We start from the raw sequence: 17,989 nt of genomic DNA, 5'->3' as shown, positions 1-17,989 counted from the left end.
CATGTCTGACACTCACTTTAATACGCTCCTCGCAGAGGCCATCTCTGCCTTAAATACGCCTAATTTCACGCCGAAATTGATGCGGGTGATCAGCACTTTATTAGATTTTGATTGCGCGGTGATACTGGGCTATCGTGAAAACAAACACCCTATTTATCTTTATGATTCGATTCAAAATGAGCGAGATTTGCTTTTTCAACGCTATCTCACCAATTCGTTTCAAAATGATCCCTTTTTCCAGAAGTTAAACGACAGCAAACAACAAGGAATTTTTACGCTAAAAGATGTGGTTCGTAAGGGAGTAGATTACCAAGCCTATTGCGACCAATTTTATCGCCAGACTGGCTGGAAAGATGAACTCAGTATGCTGATCCAAGTCGAAGCTCATTCCTGGGTAATGTTCTATTTCGGCTACCTGGAAGAAGGCAAACGCTTCTCAAAGCAGCAAATAAACCGATTACAACCTTACTTTTCGATACTTCAATCGCTGTGCCAGCAACACTGGAAACAAACTGAGTTTTCAATGTCTGAGCCCGTTTTTAATCCCGAGACATATTCTGGCAATCTGAGAGAAGTAATCGAACACGCTTTGACAACATTTGGCACCGATACGTTAACCCGACGAGAGCAGGAAGTCGCCCAGCTGCTCGTACAAGGGTTTGATACCAAAGAAATTGCGACTCGACTGGAACTGGTGCAAGGCACGGTCAAAAATCATCGCAAACGGATATACTCACAGTTGAAAGTCTCTTCACTTGGCGAGCTATTTCAGCTGTTTTTAAATCATCTGATTACCCGCGTGAGATAACAAACTGTCCCCTTAGGGATATGTCGATCAGCACTGTCGCGCTTTAGTCTGAATGAAACAATAACTCAGGCAGATAAGACAATGACATTGATTGAAGATTTACAAGCGAGAGGACTCATCGCGCAAGCCAGTGATTTAGAGCTGATTCAAACGCTTTTATCAGAGCCACAAACCGTCTACTGCGGTTTCGATCCAACCGCTGGAAGCCTGCATATCGGACACCTCGTGCCTTTAATTATGCTTAAGCGCTTTCAGGATGCAGGTCATCAAGCCATCGCTCTGATTGGCGGAGCAACAGGTATGATTGGCGACCCAAGTTTTAAAGCTACCGAGCGCAACCTTAACTCGCAAGAAACGGTGACTGGCTGGGTGAATGATCTGTCCAAACAAATCCAGCAACTGATGAACCCTCAACTGGCGACGCCAATGCAGCTGGTTAACAATGCCGACTGGATGCAGAAAATCAATGTGATCGATTTTTTCCGCGATGTCGGTAAGCACTTTTCGATCAACACTATGATCAACCGCGAATCGGTGAAACAGCGCTTACAGCGACCTGATCAAGGGATCTCCTTTACCGAATTTAGCTACGCGCTTTTACAGTCCTACGATTTTGCCGAACTCAACCGTCAGTACGGCTGTAGATTGCAGATCGGCGGGAATGATCAATGGGGTAACATTGTCAGTGGGATAGACTTAACACGCCGTCAAAATAGTGAGCAAGTGTTTGGCTTAACATTGCCGCTTATTACCAAGTCCGATGGCACCAAATTTGGTAAAACGGAAGGCGGTGCAGTTTGGCTAGATCCAACCAAAACCTCACCTTACGCGTTTTACCAGTTTTGGCTGGCAGCAGAAGACGCCGATGTATACCACTTCTTGCGGTACTACACGTTCTTGAGTTGTGAAGAGATTACAGCGATCGAAACACAAGATATTTCAAGCAAAGGAAAGCCACAGGCGCAGCGTATTCTTGCTGAAGAAATGACACGCTTCGTTCACGGTGAAGCGGGCTTAGCGAGTGCCGAGCGCATCACTCAGGCGCTGTTCAGTGGTGATGTTCAACAATTGAGCTTAAGTGAATTAAAGCAGCTTGAATTGGATGGCCTGCCTTGCATTAACAGTACTCAACAAGACTTAGTGACGCTGCTTATTGAATCTGGATTAGCAAGTTCAAAACGCATTGCCAGAGAACTGATAGATAACAATGCCATTAGTGTTAATGGCGAAAAAGTCTCCAGCGAGAAACCGAGTATGAGCTTCCCACTTTTCGATCAATATTGGCTACTTCAGCGCGGTAAGAAGCATTTCTGTTTGGTGACGCGAGCAGTTTAGCCGATAAAAAAAGACCCCTCATCACATCAATGATGAGGGGTATTCAGAGTCTTGAACTAAGTTATTTCAAGTTAGCGCTATCGCGCCTGTTATCGTTATTGAGTTCTTAAGTTCTGCCAATATTTCTCATAAATCGCTAAAGTTTCAGCGCCAACATCGTTAATGAACTCGCCTTTTTCCAAGTCGTCTTCCGCAGGGAAAATGGTCGCATTATTTTTCAGTTCATCCGGCAACAGATTACGTCCAGCATTCGTTGCAGAGGCGTAGCCTAGGCTATTAACGATTTCTGCTTGGTTTTGCGGCTGGTACATAAAATTAATGAATTTATGAGCCAACACTTTATTTTCGCTGCCTGATGGGATGGTGAAATTATCCATCCACAACACCGCGCCTTCTGCTGGCATCACGAACTTCAGCTCTGGCATTTCTACCTGACCCTGGTAAGCGTTACCATTCCATTGCATACCAACCGAGGTTTCTCCCGACACATACGGAACCTGTGGTGCATCTGAGTTATAAAGCAGCACATTGTTTTTCAACGCCACCAGCGATTCGTAAGCTTGTTTGATTTCCGCTTCATTTTTACTGTTCACACTGTGGCCGTTCATTTTTAAAGCCATACCGAACACGTCGCGAATGTCATCAATCAACATCACTTGTTGCTCATAATGCGCATCCCATAAGTCTGCCCATTTTGTCACAGGTTGTTCTACCATCGATTCGTTGTAACTGATCCCAGTAACGCCCCAAATATACGGCAGCGAGTAGTCATTGTTAGGATCGTGCGCTTGTCCTAGCAAACCTTGCATTGTGTCTTGCATGTTTGGTACCTGCTCATGGTCGATCTTGGCTAACAGCCCTTCTCTTCCCATTTTTTCAATGAAGTACGCAGAAGCAAACACAACGTCATAACCAGTGCCTTTGAGTAATTTCAGCTTGGTATACATTGACTCATTATTCTCAAAGGTCGAATAGTTAACCGTCACACCTTCTTGTTTTTCAAATGCTTTTAGTGACGCTTCCGGCAAATAGCCGCCCCACGCATAAACGTTCAGAGTTTTCGTTTCTGCATGAGCAAACATACTGAGAACAAGTGCGCTCAGCCCCAATCCTTTGATAATAAGTTTCATGGTATGCAATCCAACCAGTCCAGCGACGCGCTGGGATTCGGGTGCATAATTAGTTAATAATTAACCAATTAAAAGAAAAATAAATTAATCTTTAAAAGCAAAAATATTTATTGATTATCCTCACTTTGGAAACGCCCAAACGACGGGCATCTTGAAGTCGTTTGGATATAAATGTTTAAATTGACGTTTAAAAAACAGGAGTACTCTGATGAGAGTTGATGATTTAAAACTGTTCACGAAAGTGGTTGAACTCGGTAGCTTTACAGCTGCTGCACATGCTCTCGATCTTCCACGCGCCAATGTCAGTCGACGCATTGGCGAACTTGAACGCCATCTTGGTACTCAACTGTTTCACCGCACCACGCGAAGCTTGTCACTCACTAACAAAGGAGATGTGTATTATCAGGATCTGCAAAAAGCACTGACATTACTCGACTCCGCCAATGAACAAGCCACTAGTGAAAGCGTAGAAGTACGAGGTAAGGTGAAACTAGGTCTGTTGCCAGAAACCTACGAGTTGATTCAACCGATATTGTTTGATTTTCAGGATCAATATCCGCAAGTCGAGTTGGATGTGCGCAACATTACTAATGGCTTTATCGATATGTTCCAACAGGGGCTGGACATTGCTGTTCATGGTGGCGCATTGTTTGATTCTGATATCGTCGCGCGTAAAATTTTGACCTTAGATCGCTGTGTGGTTGCGTCGCCGAAATACCTCGAGAAACATGGCACGCCAACAACTCTGGAAGAGTTAAGTGAACACCAATCGATTTGTTTTCGTTGGCCAAGCGGCGCTGTAGATAATAATTGGCACTTCCAAGAACAGAATATTATGGTTAGTCCCAAGCTTATCTCCAACAATATTGGCTTCATTAAAAGCTCTACACTTCTTGATCGAGGCATCAGCTACATCGCCAAGGTATTGGTCGAAAAAGAGCTCGAATCAGGGGATTTAGTACAAGTATTGTCTCACTACTCTGTCACTAAAGAGACCGGCTGGCTTCTTTACCCTCAACCTAAGACATTGAATCAGGCGAGCCGATTACTTATCGAGCATTTGTGCAACAAAATACCAAAACATCTGTAGCACGCTTTTATTGTCACGATTTTCGTGACATTGATTCATGCTCACGCGTGATTATCTAACCACCTTTCACCGATAAGATAGCGCCGAACTTATGGAGCTATCTTATGAATCACGTAATCAAAACAGCAGCACTGAGTAGTGTTGCTCTTGCTTTGTTTGGCTGTAACCAAACTCAACAACCTCTTGAGGAATCCTTTTCATCACGACCAATCCAGGTGATTGAGGTGTCTGGCGACAATGCAACACTGGAAAAATCATTCAGTGGGATTGTCGAAGCCAAAGAAATAGCGGCGCTCTCTTTCCGTGTTCCGGGCACGCTATCCAGCGTATTGGTAAAAAAAGGCGATCATGTCGAGAAAGGACAAGTGATCGCTCGCCTTGACCCTCATGATTACCAAGTGTCGCTGGATGAACTTGAAGCTCGTATGTTAGAAGCAAAATCGGCTCATAAGTTAGCGAAAGCAGAGTTAAAGCGTGTTAGACAAGCTACATCAGAAGATGCCATTGCAAGCGTGAACCTTGACCGTGCGGTAAGCAGTTATGAACGCAGTGTGTCATCGGTGAAAGTGGTTGAGAAGAACATTCAACGTGCCAAAGACGCGCTAGGTTACACCGAATTGCGCGCTCCGTTCTCTGGCATCATTGGCGAAGTCAACGTGGAGCAATTTGAGCAAACCAGCCCGGGATTATCCGTTGTGACGCTACAACAAGATGGAAACTGGGAAGTCGATATCGATGTGCCAGAGAACATGATTCAGGATTTCTCCTTGGGTCAGGATGCAGAGTTAACCTGGTATGACACAGAGCAATCCTATCGCGCCGTTGTCAGTGAAATTGCCCCTAAGAAGCACATGCTGAAACAAACTTATACTGTGACGTTAGATGTCGACTCGGCATCTACCGACTTGTTTAACGGCAAAGCGGTGACGGTAAATACTCACTTCACCCAACAGGCATCCAGCCACTGCTTCCCTTACTCTGCCGTATTGGGAGAAAAAGCCAGCCTGCACGTTAATGTCGTGCGCGACCAAGTTGTACACGAAGAACCCGTAAACCTGGAATCAATCGACGCCTATCAGGCATGTGTCACTGGCAATTTTGCCCAAGGTGACTACGTCGTCATTAGCGGCAGCCACTACCTGAGCGAGGGTGACGTCACCCCAACCCTAACCATCAAGACTCTATAGGTACGAATCCATGATCAATTTAGCTGAATTCGCTATTCGTCAGCGCAAATTCGTACTCTTTTTCATCGTATTAAGTGTGATTGCGGGCATCTATTCCTATTTTGACTTAGGCAAGTTGGAAGATCCGAGCTTTACCGTAAAAACAGCCGTTGTTGTCACGCTCTATCCGGGCGCTTCAGCAGAAGAAGTTGAGCAACAAGTCACTGATACCATCGAAACCAAATTGCAGGAAATGGCTGAGCTCGATAAGTTACGTTCTCTCTCACGTCCTGGTCTTTCGATGGTATTTGTCGATCTCAACGAGAGCCTCAATTCCAAAGCACTCCCTCAGCAGTGGGATTTGCTAAGACGGAAAGTCGAGGACGTGAAACTCCAACTGCCATCTTCAGCGCAAATTAGCATTGTGCAAGATGAGTTCTCGGAAGTGTATGGCATGCTTTTCTCTATCCACAGTAAAGATGCTGCTCCAGAAGAGCTACGCCGTTACGCGGAAGAGTTACAACGTCAAATCAAAGCCGTTGACGGGATCAAGAAAATCGAACTGCATGGCGTACAGCCGCGTGTAGTTAACATTGATATGCCTGACGAACGTCTGGCGCAGTACGGCCTGTCTATTGCTCAGGTTTGGAATCAACTTAACTCGCAAAACACCACCTTTGAAGCGGGCAAATTTGATGCGGGAACTGAACGTATTCGTATCGCGCAAACCAGCGAGTTTCAGTCTCTGGAAGACATTCGCAATCTGGTGATCAATGGCGGCGCCGGTGACCTTGGCTCTGGCTTAATCCGATTAGGCGATATCGCCGATGTTACCATGGGCTACCAAACTCCTGCCTTGTCAGAGAATCGCTACAACGGTGAACCAGCCGTGACACTGGCAGTTAGTCCCGTTGAGGGCATCAACGTGGTCTCTCTTGGCGATACGATTCAAAACATCATTGCGAATTACCAAGCTTCACTTCCACTGGGAGTCGATATTTCAACTGTCGCCTATCAGCCAAAAGAAGTACAAAAATCGATTGATGATTTCGTGGGTAACTTACTTGAAAGCGTGCTGATTGTTTTTGTGGTACTGCTCGTCTTTATGGGCTTTAAAAGTGCAACCATTGTTGGCGTGAGCTTACTACTGACAATTTTGCTGACGTTGAGCTACATGAACATTGCAGGCATTGACTTGCACCGAGTTTCGCTGGGTACGTTTATCCTGGCTCTGGGTATGCTGGTCGATAACGCCATTGTTATCACCGATATGATGATCGTGAAACTCAACAAAGGCATTGAACGCACTCGCGCAGCCATTGACTCAGTCAAAGAAACCGCGATACCACTGTTAGGCGCGACGGTGATTGCGATAATGGGCGCCAGTCCGGTTCTATTCTCAAAGACAGATTCTGCGGAATTCGCCAGCTCGGTATTTTACATCATGGCGTCTTCACTGCTGCTTTCATGGATTGTGGCGATGACCTTCACCGTGCTGATGGTTTGGATGTTCGTGAAACCAAAAGCGGTAAAAGAAGAATCGAAACCAAGCCGTTATAAGCAACTGGTCTTTTGGACAGTCGACAACCCAGTTAAAGCGTTGTCAGCGTTAGTTCCACTTATCATTGCGACGGCATTAGCGGTCCCGTATGTGGCAGTGAACTTCATTCCGCAATCAGATCGCTCAATTGTGTTCTTAGATTACTGGTTGCCAAATGGTGCGAAGATCGAACAAACCTCAGCAGATATGCGCAAGGTCGAGAAGTGGCTGGTCGAACAGCCAGAAGTCGAAAGTATCTCAAGCTATATCGGAACAAGTGCTCCACGTTTCTCTGTAACGGTAGAACCAGAGCCACTTGACCCGGCATACGGTCAGGTACTGATTAATACCAAAGACTACCCAAGCATCAGCCGCTTAGTTGCTCGCGGTGATGAATGGCTTAAAAATGAATTTCCGAATGCAGAACCTCGTTTCCGCGCCCTGAAACTCGCAACAAAAGACAAGTTTGCTGTAGAAGCCCGCTTTTCTGGACCAGATGAGAACGTATTGCATCAATTAGCCGCAAAAGCGAAGACCATTTTTGCCTCTCACCCAGATGCAAAATACATCCGCGACGATTGGCGCCAAGAGAGCAAAGTGCTCAAACCAATCCTAAATCAGGACAAGATGCGTCATGCTGGCATCAATCGCACAGACGTAGCATTCGCATTGAAACGCGCTTCGGACGGTATGCCGTTGGGTCAGATGAACCTTAACGACGAGCTTATCCCAATCCAATTGCGTGGTACTTCGCAGACGATGGCTTCACTAGAAACGTTGCCAGTACGTTCTCTGATTGGGTTCAACAGCGTTCCACTTGGTCAGATCGTCGATGGTTTTGAGCTCGTTACCGAAGAGAGCATGATCTGGCGTCGTGATCGCGTGAAAACCATAACGGTTCAGGCCGGTGTTAGCCGAGAGTCAACACCAGCCAACGTTAGAAACGCGATTAAAGATCAAATTGAAGCGATTGAACTGCCTTCTGGCTACAGCATGGAATGGGGCGGCGAATATTATGATGAAAACAAATCCGTCACGGACATCATGAAGCAGCAACCGAAAGCCATGCTGATCATGGTGATCATTCTGGTGGCAATGTTTAACGGCTTCAAACAGCCAATCATCATCTTGGCGACTCTGCCATTGGCAGCGTCAGGGGCGGCTTTTGCTCTGCTCGGTTTTGATAAACCATTTGGTTTTATGGCGATCATCGGCGCGATTACGCTGACGGGGATGATCATCAAAAACGGCATTGTATTAATGGATCAAATAGAACTGGAACGAGCAAACGGTATGAACCTGTCAGACGCGATTAAAGAAGCGACCGTGAACCGAACCATGGCGATCTCGATGGGCGCACTAACAACGGCGCTGGGCATGATTCCGCTGCTTTCGGATCTGCTGTTTGACCAAATGGCAGCAACCATCATCGGTGGTTTAGCAGCGGCAACGGTCTTGTCTTTGTTCGTAATGCCTGCACTTTATCGCCTTGCGTACAATGACAAAGAACCAATAACCCAAACCAACACTAAGCCACAGGAGGCGTCATCATGAAAAAATTCATCCTTGCGCCAATTGTTCTGGCACTGAGTTTGACCGGTTGTGCGGTGGGTCCCGATTATCAGGGGCCAACCACCAGCATTGCAGAGATTTACCTTAACAGCCAAGACTCGGGGCTAAGCACCGAGTCACAAACTAATGAGTTTTGGTGGACGGAGTTTAATGACCCAATCTTAAATCAACTGGTTCAAGATATGCAGAGTCAAAGTATTCCGCTTAAAGTCGCCGCAGAGCGTGTGAAAATGGCCAACAGCTATAAGACGATGGTGGAGTCGTTTAAGGTGCCGACCATCAGTCTCAGCGCGGGCTATATGAATTATCAGTTCAGTAAGAATGACTCGTCACTGGGCCCGATTTTAAACCCGTTAAGTGATTCGGTATCCGGCTTACCGCCACAAGTTGGCAATGTCACCTTGATGGATAATCAACACGATGGTGTCTTTGCCGGAGCGAATATCTCGTGGGAGATGGATTTATTTGGACGAATTGACCGTCAAGCGAATGCGGCGCAAATTCGTCTGGAGCAAGCTGAAATTTATCAAAGTGGCTTAACCACAGTGATTACGGCGGATTTAATTCATAACTACCTTCAGTACCAAGGTGCGAGCGAACGCCTTGACCTGGCGAAGTCAAACTTGGACGATCAGAAACGCACCATGAACCTGGTCGAGAAAGTGGTGCAAAGCGGCTATGGATCTGACCTTGATTTAGCACAAGCGAAAGCAACGCTCTCGGCTATGGAAGCGATCGTTCCTCAGCTAGAAATTGCTCAACAAACACATAAACATCGGATTGCGGTGCTCCTTGGAGAACCTCTGACAAAGGTTGAAACCCGTTTGGCAAAAAGCCACGGTGTGCCGAGCATGCAGAATATGGTGCCCGTCGGTTTACCCTCGGATTTATTGAAGCGCCGTACCGATATTCGTCTGGCTGAGCGTGAAATGGCAGCATTGAATGAAGAACTCGCGGCGAGTATTGCCGATCAATACCCTAAGTTTTTCTTAACGGGCGCTCCGGGCTTATCCGCATCGAGCTTTGATGATCTGTTCAGTAGTGACTCTTTCGGCTGGATGGGTGCTGCAGGCGTAAGTTGGAACTTGTTTGACGGCGGGCGCGGGGAGGCAATTGAAGCCATGAACCAAGCACGATTTGATTCGGCGACATTGTCTTATCAGCATACGGTGGATGCAGCATTGGCAGAAACGGAATCGACTCTATTTGCTTATGGCAGAAGCCAGGAGAACCAGCGTCGAGTTAATGATGCCCTCAAAGCGACGGATAACGCAGTGAGCAAGGCGAAGTCACTTTACCGCGCTGGTCTGATTGACCATTTATCGGTGTTAGATGCTCAGCGTCAGCAACGAATGATGCAAGACCAACGTGTCGCGGCAAAACTGCAAACGGCACAAGCGACGATTGCGCTTTACAAATCACTTGGCGGGGACTGGACACTCAATCCGCCAAACAACTCAGGAGGTTGATTATCTGCCAACCTTGATTCTCGGTATTAACTGGAATCATACTCCATTCGTTCATAAAGAGGCTGCTTCGGTGGCCTCTCTATCTATCCCTACAAATTTATGTTCTCTCAGATAACTAGCCAAATAACCACGCATCTTGAGGTCATTTGGGTATATAATACTTTCCCTGAAATATTTTGTTACGTTACTTAGGTAACACTTGAGAATAAACATGAACAACAGCAGATGGTTCGGCTTATTGGGCGGCGTGCTCTTTTTAATCAGCACTATGCTGCTTTTTGGGTCCTCGGTCCATGGTGCTTGGTATAACTTTCCTGCGGAAGCGGTCAACGGCATAGCGTTTACCTTTGCTTTTGGCATCGGACTTAATCGATCTCTCGCCTATAGCGCAGCGTTAATTACACTCGCGGCCCTGTTCTACATCGGTTATGTGGTAGGCTATCGCGTTCATCAAAAGCTTAGAGAATCCTGTTAACTTCAGCGTCTTCCGCTCCCAAAAATCAGTGCCTTGGCTGATGCTCCAACGATGAACTTAAATCTACGGTTAAATTCATAATCTCGACGTGCTAGTATTTGCGGCTTTTTGAAGTCCCTCACACTTTTCATCGACTGGATGTGAGGGGAAATACACGGCTTCCAAGCCCAAAAAAGCGAAGTACTTATGTCAAATATGACGAATACCGCCTCCCACGCTCCTGTTCAGGAAGCAGACTATGCCGCGATCCACCCTCCTTCCCTAGTTAAGCGACTCGAACTCACTAACCCTGTATTTTGGTTAAGTGGTAGCTTTCTTACTCTGTTCGTTCTGCTCGCTCTGACGAATACTGATTCTCTAACCGCAATGGTTAACAGTGGTTTTGGCTTTGCCACAAAATATTTCGGAGCTTACTGGCAAGTATTGCTTCTTCTCAATTTCTTAATTGGTTTGGCTCTCGCTTTTGGACGTACTGGTGATGTACGTTTAGGAAGTTTAGCGGAACCAGAAATCGATAATTTCAAATGGCTATCGATTGTACTCTGCACCCTACTCGCTGGTGGCGGTGTTTTTTGGGCAGCGGCTGAGCCTATCGCCCATTTCGTTACTGCTCCACCACTCTATGGTGATGCCTCTCCCAAAAGTGCCGCAATCAATGCGTTATCTCAGTCCTTTATGCATTGGGGTTTCTTAGCCTGGGCAATCCTTGGTGGCCTTTCCTCTATTGTTTTGATGCATCTCCACTACGACAAGGGTCTACCACTAAAACCTCGTACTCTGCTGTACCCGGTTTTAGGTGATAAAGCCATCAACGGCTGGATTGGTAACCTCGCGGATGCGTGCAGTATTATCGCGGTAGCCGCTGGCACGATTGGTCCTATTGGTTTTCTTGGCCTGCAAATCAGTTACGCACTGAATTCTCTGTTTGGATTGCCAGATACTTTCTTTACGCAAAGCATGGTGATCATTGCTGCCATTCTGATGTACACCCTTTCCGCGCTAAGTGGCGTCAGTAAAGGCATTCAAATTGTTAGTCGTTACAACATCATCTTATCCGTTGTTTTGATTGGGTATATTTTGTTCGTTGGTCCAACTACGTTTATTGTCGACGGCTATGTTCAAGGTATGGGCCGTTTGGTAGATAACTTCTTTCCAATGGCACTCTACCGCGGTGACGCTGACTGGTTAAGCTGGTGGACCGTTTTCTTCTGGGGTTGGTTTATAGGTTATGGCCCAATGATGGCGATCTTTATTGCGCGTATCTCTCGCGGTCGCACAATCCGTCAGTTGATCATGGCAATTAGCATTGCTGCACCGCTCATTACCTGCTTCTGGTTCAGCATTGTTGGTGGTAGTGGCCTGGCATTTGAGCTAGAGAATCCAGGTGTAATTTCATCTGCTTTCGAAGGTTTCAATCTTCCCGCAGTATTGCTGGCAATTACATCAGAACTGCCATTCCCGATGCTCATTTCGGTGCTGTTCCTAATTTTAACCACGACCTTCATTGTCACCACTGGTGACTCAATGACTTATACCATCAGCGTTGTAATGACAGGCTCCACTGAACCTAACGCGGTCATTCGTGCGTTCTGGGGCTTGATCATGGGCTTAGTCGCCATTGCTCTGATCTCGATGGGCTCCGGTGGCATCTCGGCGTTGCAGTCCTTCATCGTGATTACCGCAGTGCCAGTGTCTTTGATCATATTGCCAAGCATTTGGAAAGCACCAGGTATTGCGAAGCAGATGGCGAAAGAGCAAGGTTTAACGTAATCGCTTAAGTGATGATTCCCGGTAACGCTTTACACATTATCGGGAATCTATTACTCACTCCACACTGTCAATGCGGATTCTCACCGCATCCGGTCGCCAGTACTCCAGTTCGCAGTCCATCAACTCCCCATTCTGGTTGTAGTTCACCCGGCAGATCTTAAGAACAGGCTGCCCTTCCGCCAGATTCAGTGGTTTTGCAACATGAGCAGGCGCTGACGTCGGAATCACATCAAATCGGGAGCGTTTGGTTTCGAATCCATACTTTTCTCGGTAGATGCCCGTCAGTGACATGGTCAGGTTTTCCGATAAGATTCCCTCAAACAATTCCGCTTTCAGGACATTTTCTACAAACAGTACCACGCGGCCATCAATATGGCGTAGTCGCTCGATAATATAAGTTGGCGTGATCTGCTCGACTTCTAATACCTTGGCATATTCACCAGACGCCATCTCACTGCGGACGTTGATTAATTTAGTTTCAGCAATCCGATTCTGTTCACGAACCATCTGATGGAAATGGGCACGAGACAAGGGGTTATAACAGACTCTTGGTGGAGAAACATACCATCCTCTGCGCTCCTCTCGGTAGATGATTCCCTCCGTTTCTAACGAAACTAAAGCGTCCTTAATGGTGATTCTGGTCGTCGAAAAAAGCTCACTCAACTCTCGTTCCGACGGTAACTTTTGTCCTTGTACGATAACGCCTGAATGAATTTTTTCACGAAGCGTCGCTTTGATTTTTCCCAGTTGCGTACCTGACTGTTTCCCCGAGTAAGCGGAGCCCAAAATGTTCATTCTCTGATCTAGTCCATAGATTGTTTGATGAACAAGATAGGTCAGTTGGATAACAGAAATATGACAAGTAACAACTGGTTAACTTGTGTTCAGATGAAATATAACTGCCACAGAAATTCAGCATAACTGTCAAATTATCTGCGCGAAATCGTCACATTCCACCCATAGGATAACAATCGAACTTACTGACCTAGTCCAGAAGGATGGAGACAATGAAAACTTTGCTTAGCCGTTCCGCTGTAGCATCAGCCACTCTGATTGCAGCAACACTATCTACCTCTGCGTTTTCCGCAACACAAGAAAAAGACGCCAACCTAGACACATTGGTAAAAGCTGCTCAAAAAGAAGGAGCAGTTTACAGTGTGGGTATGCCTGGTAGTTGGGCAAACTGGAAAGACACATGGACGGACTTGCAATCAAACTACGGTTTGAAGCACCAGGATACGGACATGAGCTCTGCTCAGGAGATCGCTAAATTCGAAGCTGAGAAGAAAAATGCGACCGCAGACATTGGTGATGTGGGTTTTGCCTTTGCGCGAGTAGCAGTGAAGAAAGGGGTAACGCAGCCATATAAGCCAACCACTTGGAACGACATCCCTGATTGGGCAAAAGACAAAGATGGCCACTGGGCACTGGCTTACACAGGCACAATCTCTTTCATCTCAAACAATAATCTGGTGAAAAACGCGCCAAAAACTTGGGATGACCTGCTAAAAGGCGACTACAAAGTAACGGTAGGCGATGTCGGTGTGGCAGCGCAAGCTAACAATGCGATACTTGCGGCAGCCTTTGCGCATGGTGGTGACGAATCAAACCTAACACCAGCTATCGAGTATTTTGCAAAATTAGCTAAACAAGGTCGTTTGTCGTTTACGGATCCAAGCATCGCAAACCTTGAAAAAGGTGAAGTCGAAGTGGCTATCCTGTGGGATTTCAACGCACTGAACTACCGTGATCAGATTGACCGCGAGCAATTTAGTGTCAACATTCCTCAAGACGGCTCTGTGATTTCGGGCTACACAACCATCATCAACAAGTACGCGAAAAACCCAAATGCAGCGAAGCTAGCACGTGAATACATCTTCAGCGACCAAGGCCAGATTAACCTTGCAGAAGGTTATGCACGTCCGATTCGCAGCAACATCACTCTACCAAAATCCATTCAGGACAAGTTGATCTCGAACGACCAGTACACGAATGCGAAACCAGTTACGGACTTCTCTGCATGGGAAAAATCGGCACGTAAGCTGCCACGTCAATGGCAAGAGAACGTACTGATTCATCAGCAATAGTACTAAGCAACATCCTCTCCTAAGAAGTAACGAGAAAATATCATGAGCAATAAGGTTATCCTTGTTGTTCTAGATGGACTGAACTATCAGGTAGCCCGTGATTGTATGGGCTACCTAAACGGTCTGTTAGAGCAACAACGTGCAACACTATACCCGATTCAATGTGAACTGCCTTCGATGTCCCGCCCGCTATATGAGTGCATCCTAACCGGTGTCCGTCCGGTTGATAGCGGCATCGTCAACAACAATATCGTTCGCTTGTCGAATCAGGATTCAATCTTTAGTTTGGCAAAGTCTCAGGGAAAAGTGACCGCAGCAGCGGCATATCACTGGGTGAGCGAACTTTATAATCGCGCTCCGTATAACGCTGTGCGCGACCGCTTCACCAATGATGAAACACTGAATATCCAACATGGCTGTTTTTATCACTGGGACCAGTACCCTGATGAAGCACTGTTTCTGGATGCCGAGCATTTACGCCGTGCGCATCAGCCGGATTTCTTGCTGATCCACCCAATGAACATTGATGATTTAGGCCATAAATTCGGCTTAGATTCTCGTCAATACCGCAATTGTGCGCGTGGCGCAGACATCATTCTTTCCAACTACATCGATCAGTGGCTTGCTGATGGTTACCAGATCATTGTGACCAGCGATCATGGCATGAACAACGATTTATCTCATGGCGGCATCCTGCCAGAAGAAAGAGAAGTTCCACTGTTTGTGATTGGCGATATGTTCACCCACCAAGAATGCCACGTGAAACAAACTGAGATTTGTGGCTCGGTTTGCCAGCTTCTCAACCTTGATCACTCAAAACCTTACACTCAGGAATTGTTAGCACTATGAGCAGTTCTGCCATTTCATCAACATCAAACAACGTAAGCGCGAAACAGCGGCGAATAAGTTGTTGGTTAAAAAGGAGTAAGCCTGCATTGTGGCTTGCCCCTTTCGCTCTGTTTTTCTACCTGTTTCAGCTTGCACCGATTGTTTGGGTGCTGATTAACAGCTTTATTTACGACGAAGAGTTCGCGTTAGACAACTATCTGGAAGTGTTTGATTCAACCTTCATGATGCAAGCCTTCGGCAACAGCCTCTGGCTCTCATTTTGGTCGAGTATTGCTGGTTTACTGGTTGCAACCGTACTGGTTTCTTCGTTACGTCGTGTCGATTCAAAAATCCGCGACGGTGTGATTGCCTTCACCAACATGAGCAGCAACTTTGCTGGCGTCCCTCTGGCGTTTGCGTTCATCATCATTTTAGGCACTAACGGTGCGGTCACTTTATTGCTTAAGCAATACGGCCTGCTCGGCGATTTCGACCTTTATGGTAAATGGGGATTGATGGCGATTTACATCTACTTCCAGATCCCGTTGGCAGTACTGCTGCTCTACCCTGCATTCGATGCCTTAAGTGACGATTGGCAAGCGGCCGCCGCACTACTTGGGGCAAAGACATCACAATACTGGATACGCATCGCATTACCCGTGCTTTCTCCTGCTCTGTTGGGCACGTTTATCATCCTGATCGCAAATGCCATTGGCGCTTATGCCAGTGTGTATGCGTTAACTTCCGGTAACTACAACCTCATCACCATTCGCATTGCGAGCTTAGTCTCGGGCGATCTGTTCCTTGAGCCCAATCTCGCCGCCGCAATCTCGGTTATTTTGATGGCGATGCTGGCCTTTATCACTGTGATTAACCAATGGCTGATTACTAAGAGCTACGCAGGTAGAAGCTAATGCAAAACATTAATATTCGCTTCCACAAAACGGTGGTGTACTCAATTGTCGGTATTATGTTGGTCCCAATCATTGCGACCTTCGTTTATTCGCTCTCGTCCCGCTGGGGAGCGACCATTCTACCGGACGGATTTACGCTGGATTGGTACATCAAACTGTTGACTGACCCGCGCTTCCTGCAAGCATTTGGTCGTTCTCTGTTTATTTGTATTTCTGCTCTGGCATTGAGCGTTGTTCTGATTCTGCCTGCGATTTTTGTGGTGTTTTACTACTTCCCAAAACTCGACAAGCTGATGAACATTCTAATCTTGCTTCCGTTTGCTGTACCGCCGGTGGTGTCGTCGGTTGGCCTTCTGCAACTTTATGCCAACAGCGATATTTCCTTAATTGGCACTCCGTGGATTCTGATTGGCACTTATTTCACGATCGCTTTACCTTTCATGTATCGAGCGATTTCAAACAGCTTTGAGGCCATCAATTTGCATGACTTGATGGACGCAGCGCATTTACTTGGCGCAAGCACAACCAAAGCGTTTTTGCTGATCATTTTGCCAAACTTGAAGAAAGGCTTAATGGCGTCGCTGTTTCTCTCTTTCTCCTTCCTGCTCGGTGAGTTTGTATTTGCCAATATTCTTGTTGGCACACGCTATGAAACCCTACAAATCTATTTGTACAACATGCGTCAGACAAGCGGACACTTTACATCTGCACTGGTCATGACCTATTTCCTGTTTATTTTCTTACTGACTTGGCTGGCAAGTCGTTTCAGTCGAGGCACTAAATCATGAGCTACGTAACCGCAAAAAACCTGACCAAACGTTTTGGTGACAATACGGTCTTTGAAGACATCCAATTCAGCATTGAACAGGGCGAGTTTATTACTCTGCTTGGCCCTAGTGGTTGTGGCAAATCCACTCTTCTTCGCAGCCTGGCAGGGCTTAACCCTGTTGATGGTGGCACCATTTCGGTTAACGGAGAGGACATCACCCACCAAGTACCGCAGGAGCGTGGCATTGGCATGGTGTTTCAGTCTTATGCTCTGTTTCCCAATATGACGGTTGAAGGCAACATTGCGTTTGGCCTAAAAATGAAAAAACTAGACGCTGACATCATTCAGCGTGAAGTGGCGAAAGTGATTGAGCTGGTTGACCTAAAAGGCAAAGAAAAACAGTACCCGCATCAACTTTCCGGCGGGCAACGTCAGCGTGTCGCACTAGCACGCGCCTTGGTGGTGAAGCCGCGAATTTTACTCCTCGACGAACCTTTGTCAGCACTGGATGCCAAAATCCGTAAGCACCTTCGTCAGCAAATTCGCGACATCCAGAAAGAAATGAACCTGACCACGATCTTCGTTACTCATGATCAGGAAGAAGCCATGATCATGTCTGATCGTATCTTCTTGATGAATAAAGGGGAAATCGTTCAGGCTGGTACACCTGAAGAGATTTACACACAACCAGCCAACGAGTTTGTTGCCGGTTTTATGGGACACTACAACCTGGTGGAATCCGACCACGCCAAACAGCTTTTTAATATCGATACGCAAAGCAAAGTGGCTATTCGCCCTGAGTCTATATATGTCAGAGAGCAAGGCCGTCAGTATGGTAACCAGATTTCCGCACCACAAAGCGGTATTATCAAAAATCACCAGTTGCTGGGTAATGTGATTCGCTATCAGGTGGAGGTTAACGAGTGCGAGCTCACCGTTGATTTACTCAACCGTTCATCTGAGCGACTATTAGCAAATGGCAGCCAGTTAGAACTACTCTTTAATCTAAACGAAATTCAACCAGTGAGAGCTTAAG

General features: G+C 46.5%; 15 protein-coding genes. 13 read left to right on the top strand and 2 right to left on the bottom strand.

Going from position 1 to position 17,989, the window contains the following annotated elements; genetic code table 11:
* Nucleotide 1 precedes the first annotated feature (1 nt).
* A complete protein-coding gene (locus VEJY3_RS17060) occupies nt 2-808 on the top strand; it encodes a response regulator transcription factor (RefSeq protein WP_041170456.1) in 807 nt (268 codons plus the stop codon).
* A gap of 81 nt (nt 809-889) precedes the next feature.
* Nucleotides 890-2,143 (top strand): tyrosine--tRNA ligase, encoded by a 1,254-nt coding sequence (tyrS, locus tag VEJY3_RS17055; protein ID WP_014233651.1) that lies wholly within the window; start codon nt 890-892, stop codon nt 2,141-2,143.
* A gap of 95 nt (nt 2,144-2,238) precedes the next feature.
* Here tyrS and VEJY3_RS17050 read toward each other — a convergent pair whose 3' ends face one another.
* Nucleotides 2,239-3,273 (bottom strand): PotD/PotF family extracellular solute-binding protein, encoded by a 1,035-nt coding sequence (locus VEJY3_RS17050; RefSeq protein WP_014233650.1) that lies wholly within the window; start codon nt 3,271-3,273, stop codon nt 2,239-2,241.
* 208 nt (nt 3,274-3,481) lie between these two features.
* On the opposite strand from VEJY3_RS17050, the gene VEJY3_RS17045 reads away from it, so the two are divergent.
* The 6 genes from VEJY3_RS17045 (at nt 3,482) to VEJY3_RS17020 (ending at nt 12,355) form a co-directional block, all read left to right on the top strand.
* On the top strand, nt 3,482-4,363 hold the full coding sequence (locus tag VEJY3_RS17045; RefSeq protein ID WP_014233649.1) for a LysR family transcriptional regulator: 882 nt from the start codon (nt 3,482-3,484) through the stop codon (nt 4,361-4,363).
* A 104-nt stretch (nt 4,364-4,467) separates the two neighbouring features.
* Nucleotides 4,468-5,550 (top strand): efflux RND transporter periplasmic adaptor subunit, encoded by a 1,083-nt coding sequence (locus tag VEJY3_RS17040; RefSeq protein ID WP_014233648.1) that lies wholly within the window; start codon nt 4,468-4,470, stop codon nt 5,548-5,550.
* Between the two features lie 10 nt (nt 5,551-5,560).
* The gene (locus VEJY3_RS17035; RefSeq protein WP_014233647.1) at nt 5,561-8,623 is read left to right on the top strand and encodes an efflux RND transporter permease subunit; all 3,063 of its coding nucleotides are present in this window, start codon (nt 5,561-5,563) and stop codon (nt 8,621-8,623) included.
* Nucleotides 8,620-10,110, top strand: a complete 1,491-nt coding sequence (locus tag VEJY3_RS17030) for an efflux transporter outer membrane subunit (protein ID WP_014233646.1) — start codon at nt 8,620-8,622, stop codon at nt 10,108-10,110. Before VEJY3_RS17035 ends, VEJY3_RS17030 begins: the two co-directional genes overlap by 4 nt.
* Nucleotides 10,111-10,321: 211 nt before the next feature.
* Entirely contained in the window at nt 10,322-10,585 is a 264-nt protein-coding gene (locus tag VEJY3_RS24945) for a hypothetical protein (protein WP_081469387.1), read from the top strand.
* A 186-nt stretch (nt 10,586-10,771) separates the two neighbouring features.
* Nucleotides 10,772-12,355, top strand: coding sequence for a BCCT family transporter (locus tag VEJY3_RS17020; protein WP_014233643.1), 1,584 nt, complete (start codon nt 10,772-10,774; stop codon nt 12,353-12,355).
* Nucleotides 12,356-12,409: 54 nt separating this feature from the next.
* Here VEJY3_RS17020 and VEJY3_RS17015 read toward each other — a convergent pair whose 3' ends face one another.
* Entirely contained in the window at nt 12,410-13,150 is a 741-nt protein-coding gene (locus VEJY3_RS17015; protein WP_014233642.1) for a UTRA domain-containing protein, read from the bottom strand.
* A gap of 212 nt (nt 13,151-13,362) precedes the next feature.
* Here VEJY3_RS17015 and VEJY3_RS17010 point away from each other — a divergent pair, with 212 nt between their 5' ends.
* The 5 genes from VEJY3_RS17010 to VEJY3_RS16990 are packed head-to-tail and all read left to right on the top strand — an operon-like array spanning nt 13,363 to nt 17,988.
* Nucleotides 13,363-14,442, top strand: coding sequence for an ABC transporter substrate-binding protein (locus tag VEJY3_RS17010; protein WP_014233641.1), 1,080 nt, complete (start codon nt 13,363-13,365; stop codon nt 14,440-14,442).
* Between the two features lie 42 nt (nt 14,443-14,484).
* Nucleotides 14,485-15,291: an alkaline phosphatase family protein gene (locus VEJY3_RS17005; RefSeq protein WP_014233640.1), complete on the top strand. Its 807-nt coding sequence runs from the start codon at nt 14,485-14,487 to the stop codon at nt 15,289-15,291.
* Nucleotides 15,288-16,184: an ABC transporter permease subunit gene (locus VEJY3_RS17000; protein ID WP_014233639.1), complete on the top strand. Its 897-nt coding sequence runs from the start codon at nt 15,288-15,290 to the stop codon at nt 16,182-16,184. The genes VEJY3_RS17005 and VEJY3_RS17000 overlap by 4 nt, the downstream gene beginning before the upstream one ends.
* Nucleotides 16,184-16,972, top strand: coding sequence for an ABC transporter permease (locus tag VEJY3_RS16995; protein WP_014233638.1), 789 nt, complete (start codon nt 16,184-16,186; stop codon nt 16,970-16,972). Before VEJY3_RS17000 ends, VEJY3_RS16995 begins: the two co-directional genes overlap by 1 nt.
* Nucleotides 16,969-17,988: an ABC transporter ATP-binding protein gene (locus VEJY3_RS16990; RefSeq protein WP_014233637.1), complete on the top strand. Its 1,020-nt coding sequence runs from the start codon at nt 16,969-16,971 to the stop codon at nt 17,986-17,988. Before VEJY3_RS16995 ends, VEJY3_RS16990 begins: the two co-directional genes overlap by 4 nt.
* Nucleotide 17,989 lies beyond the last annotated feature (1 nt).

This window comes from Vibrio sp. EJY3 (genome assembly GCF_000241385.1).
In the GTDB taxonomy this organism is placed as follows: Bacteria; Pseudomonadota; Gammaproteobacteria; order Enterobacterales; family Vibrionaceae; genus Vibrio; species Vibrio natriegens.
Note: the sequence above shows the minus strand (reverse complement) of the source record. Positions and strands in the feature narration are given on the sequence as shown.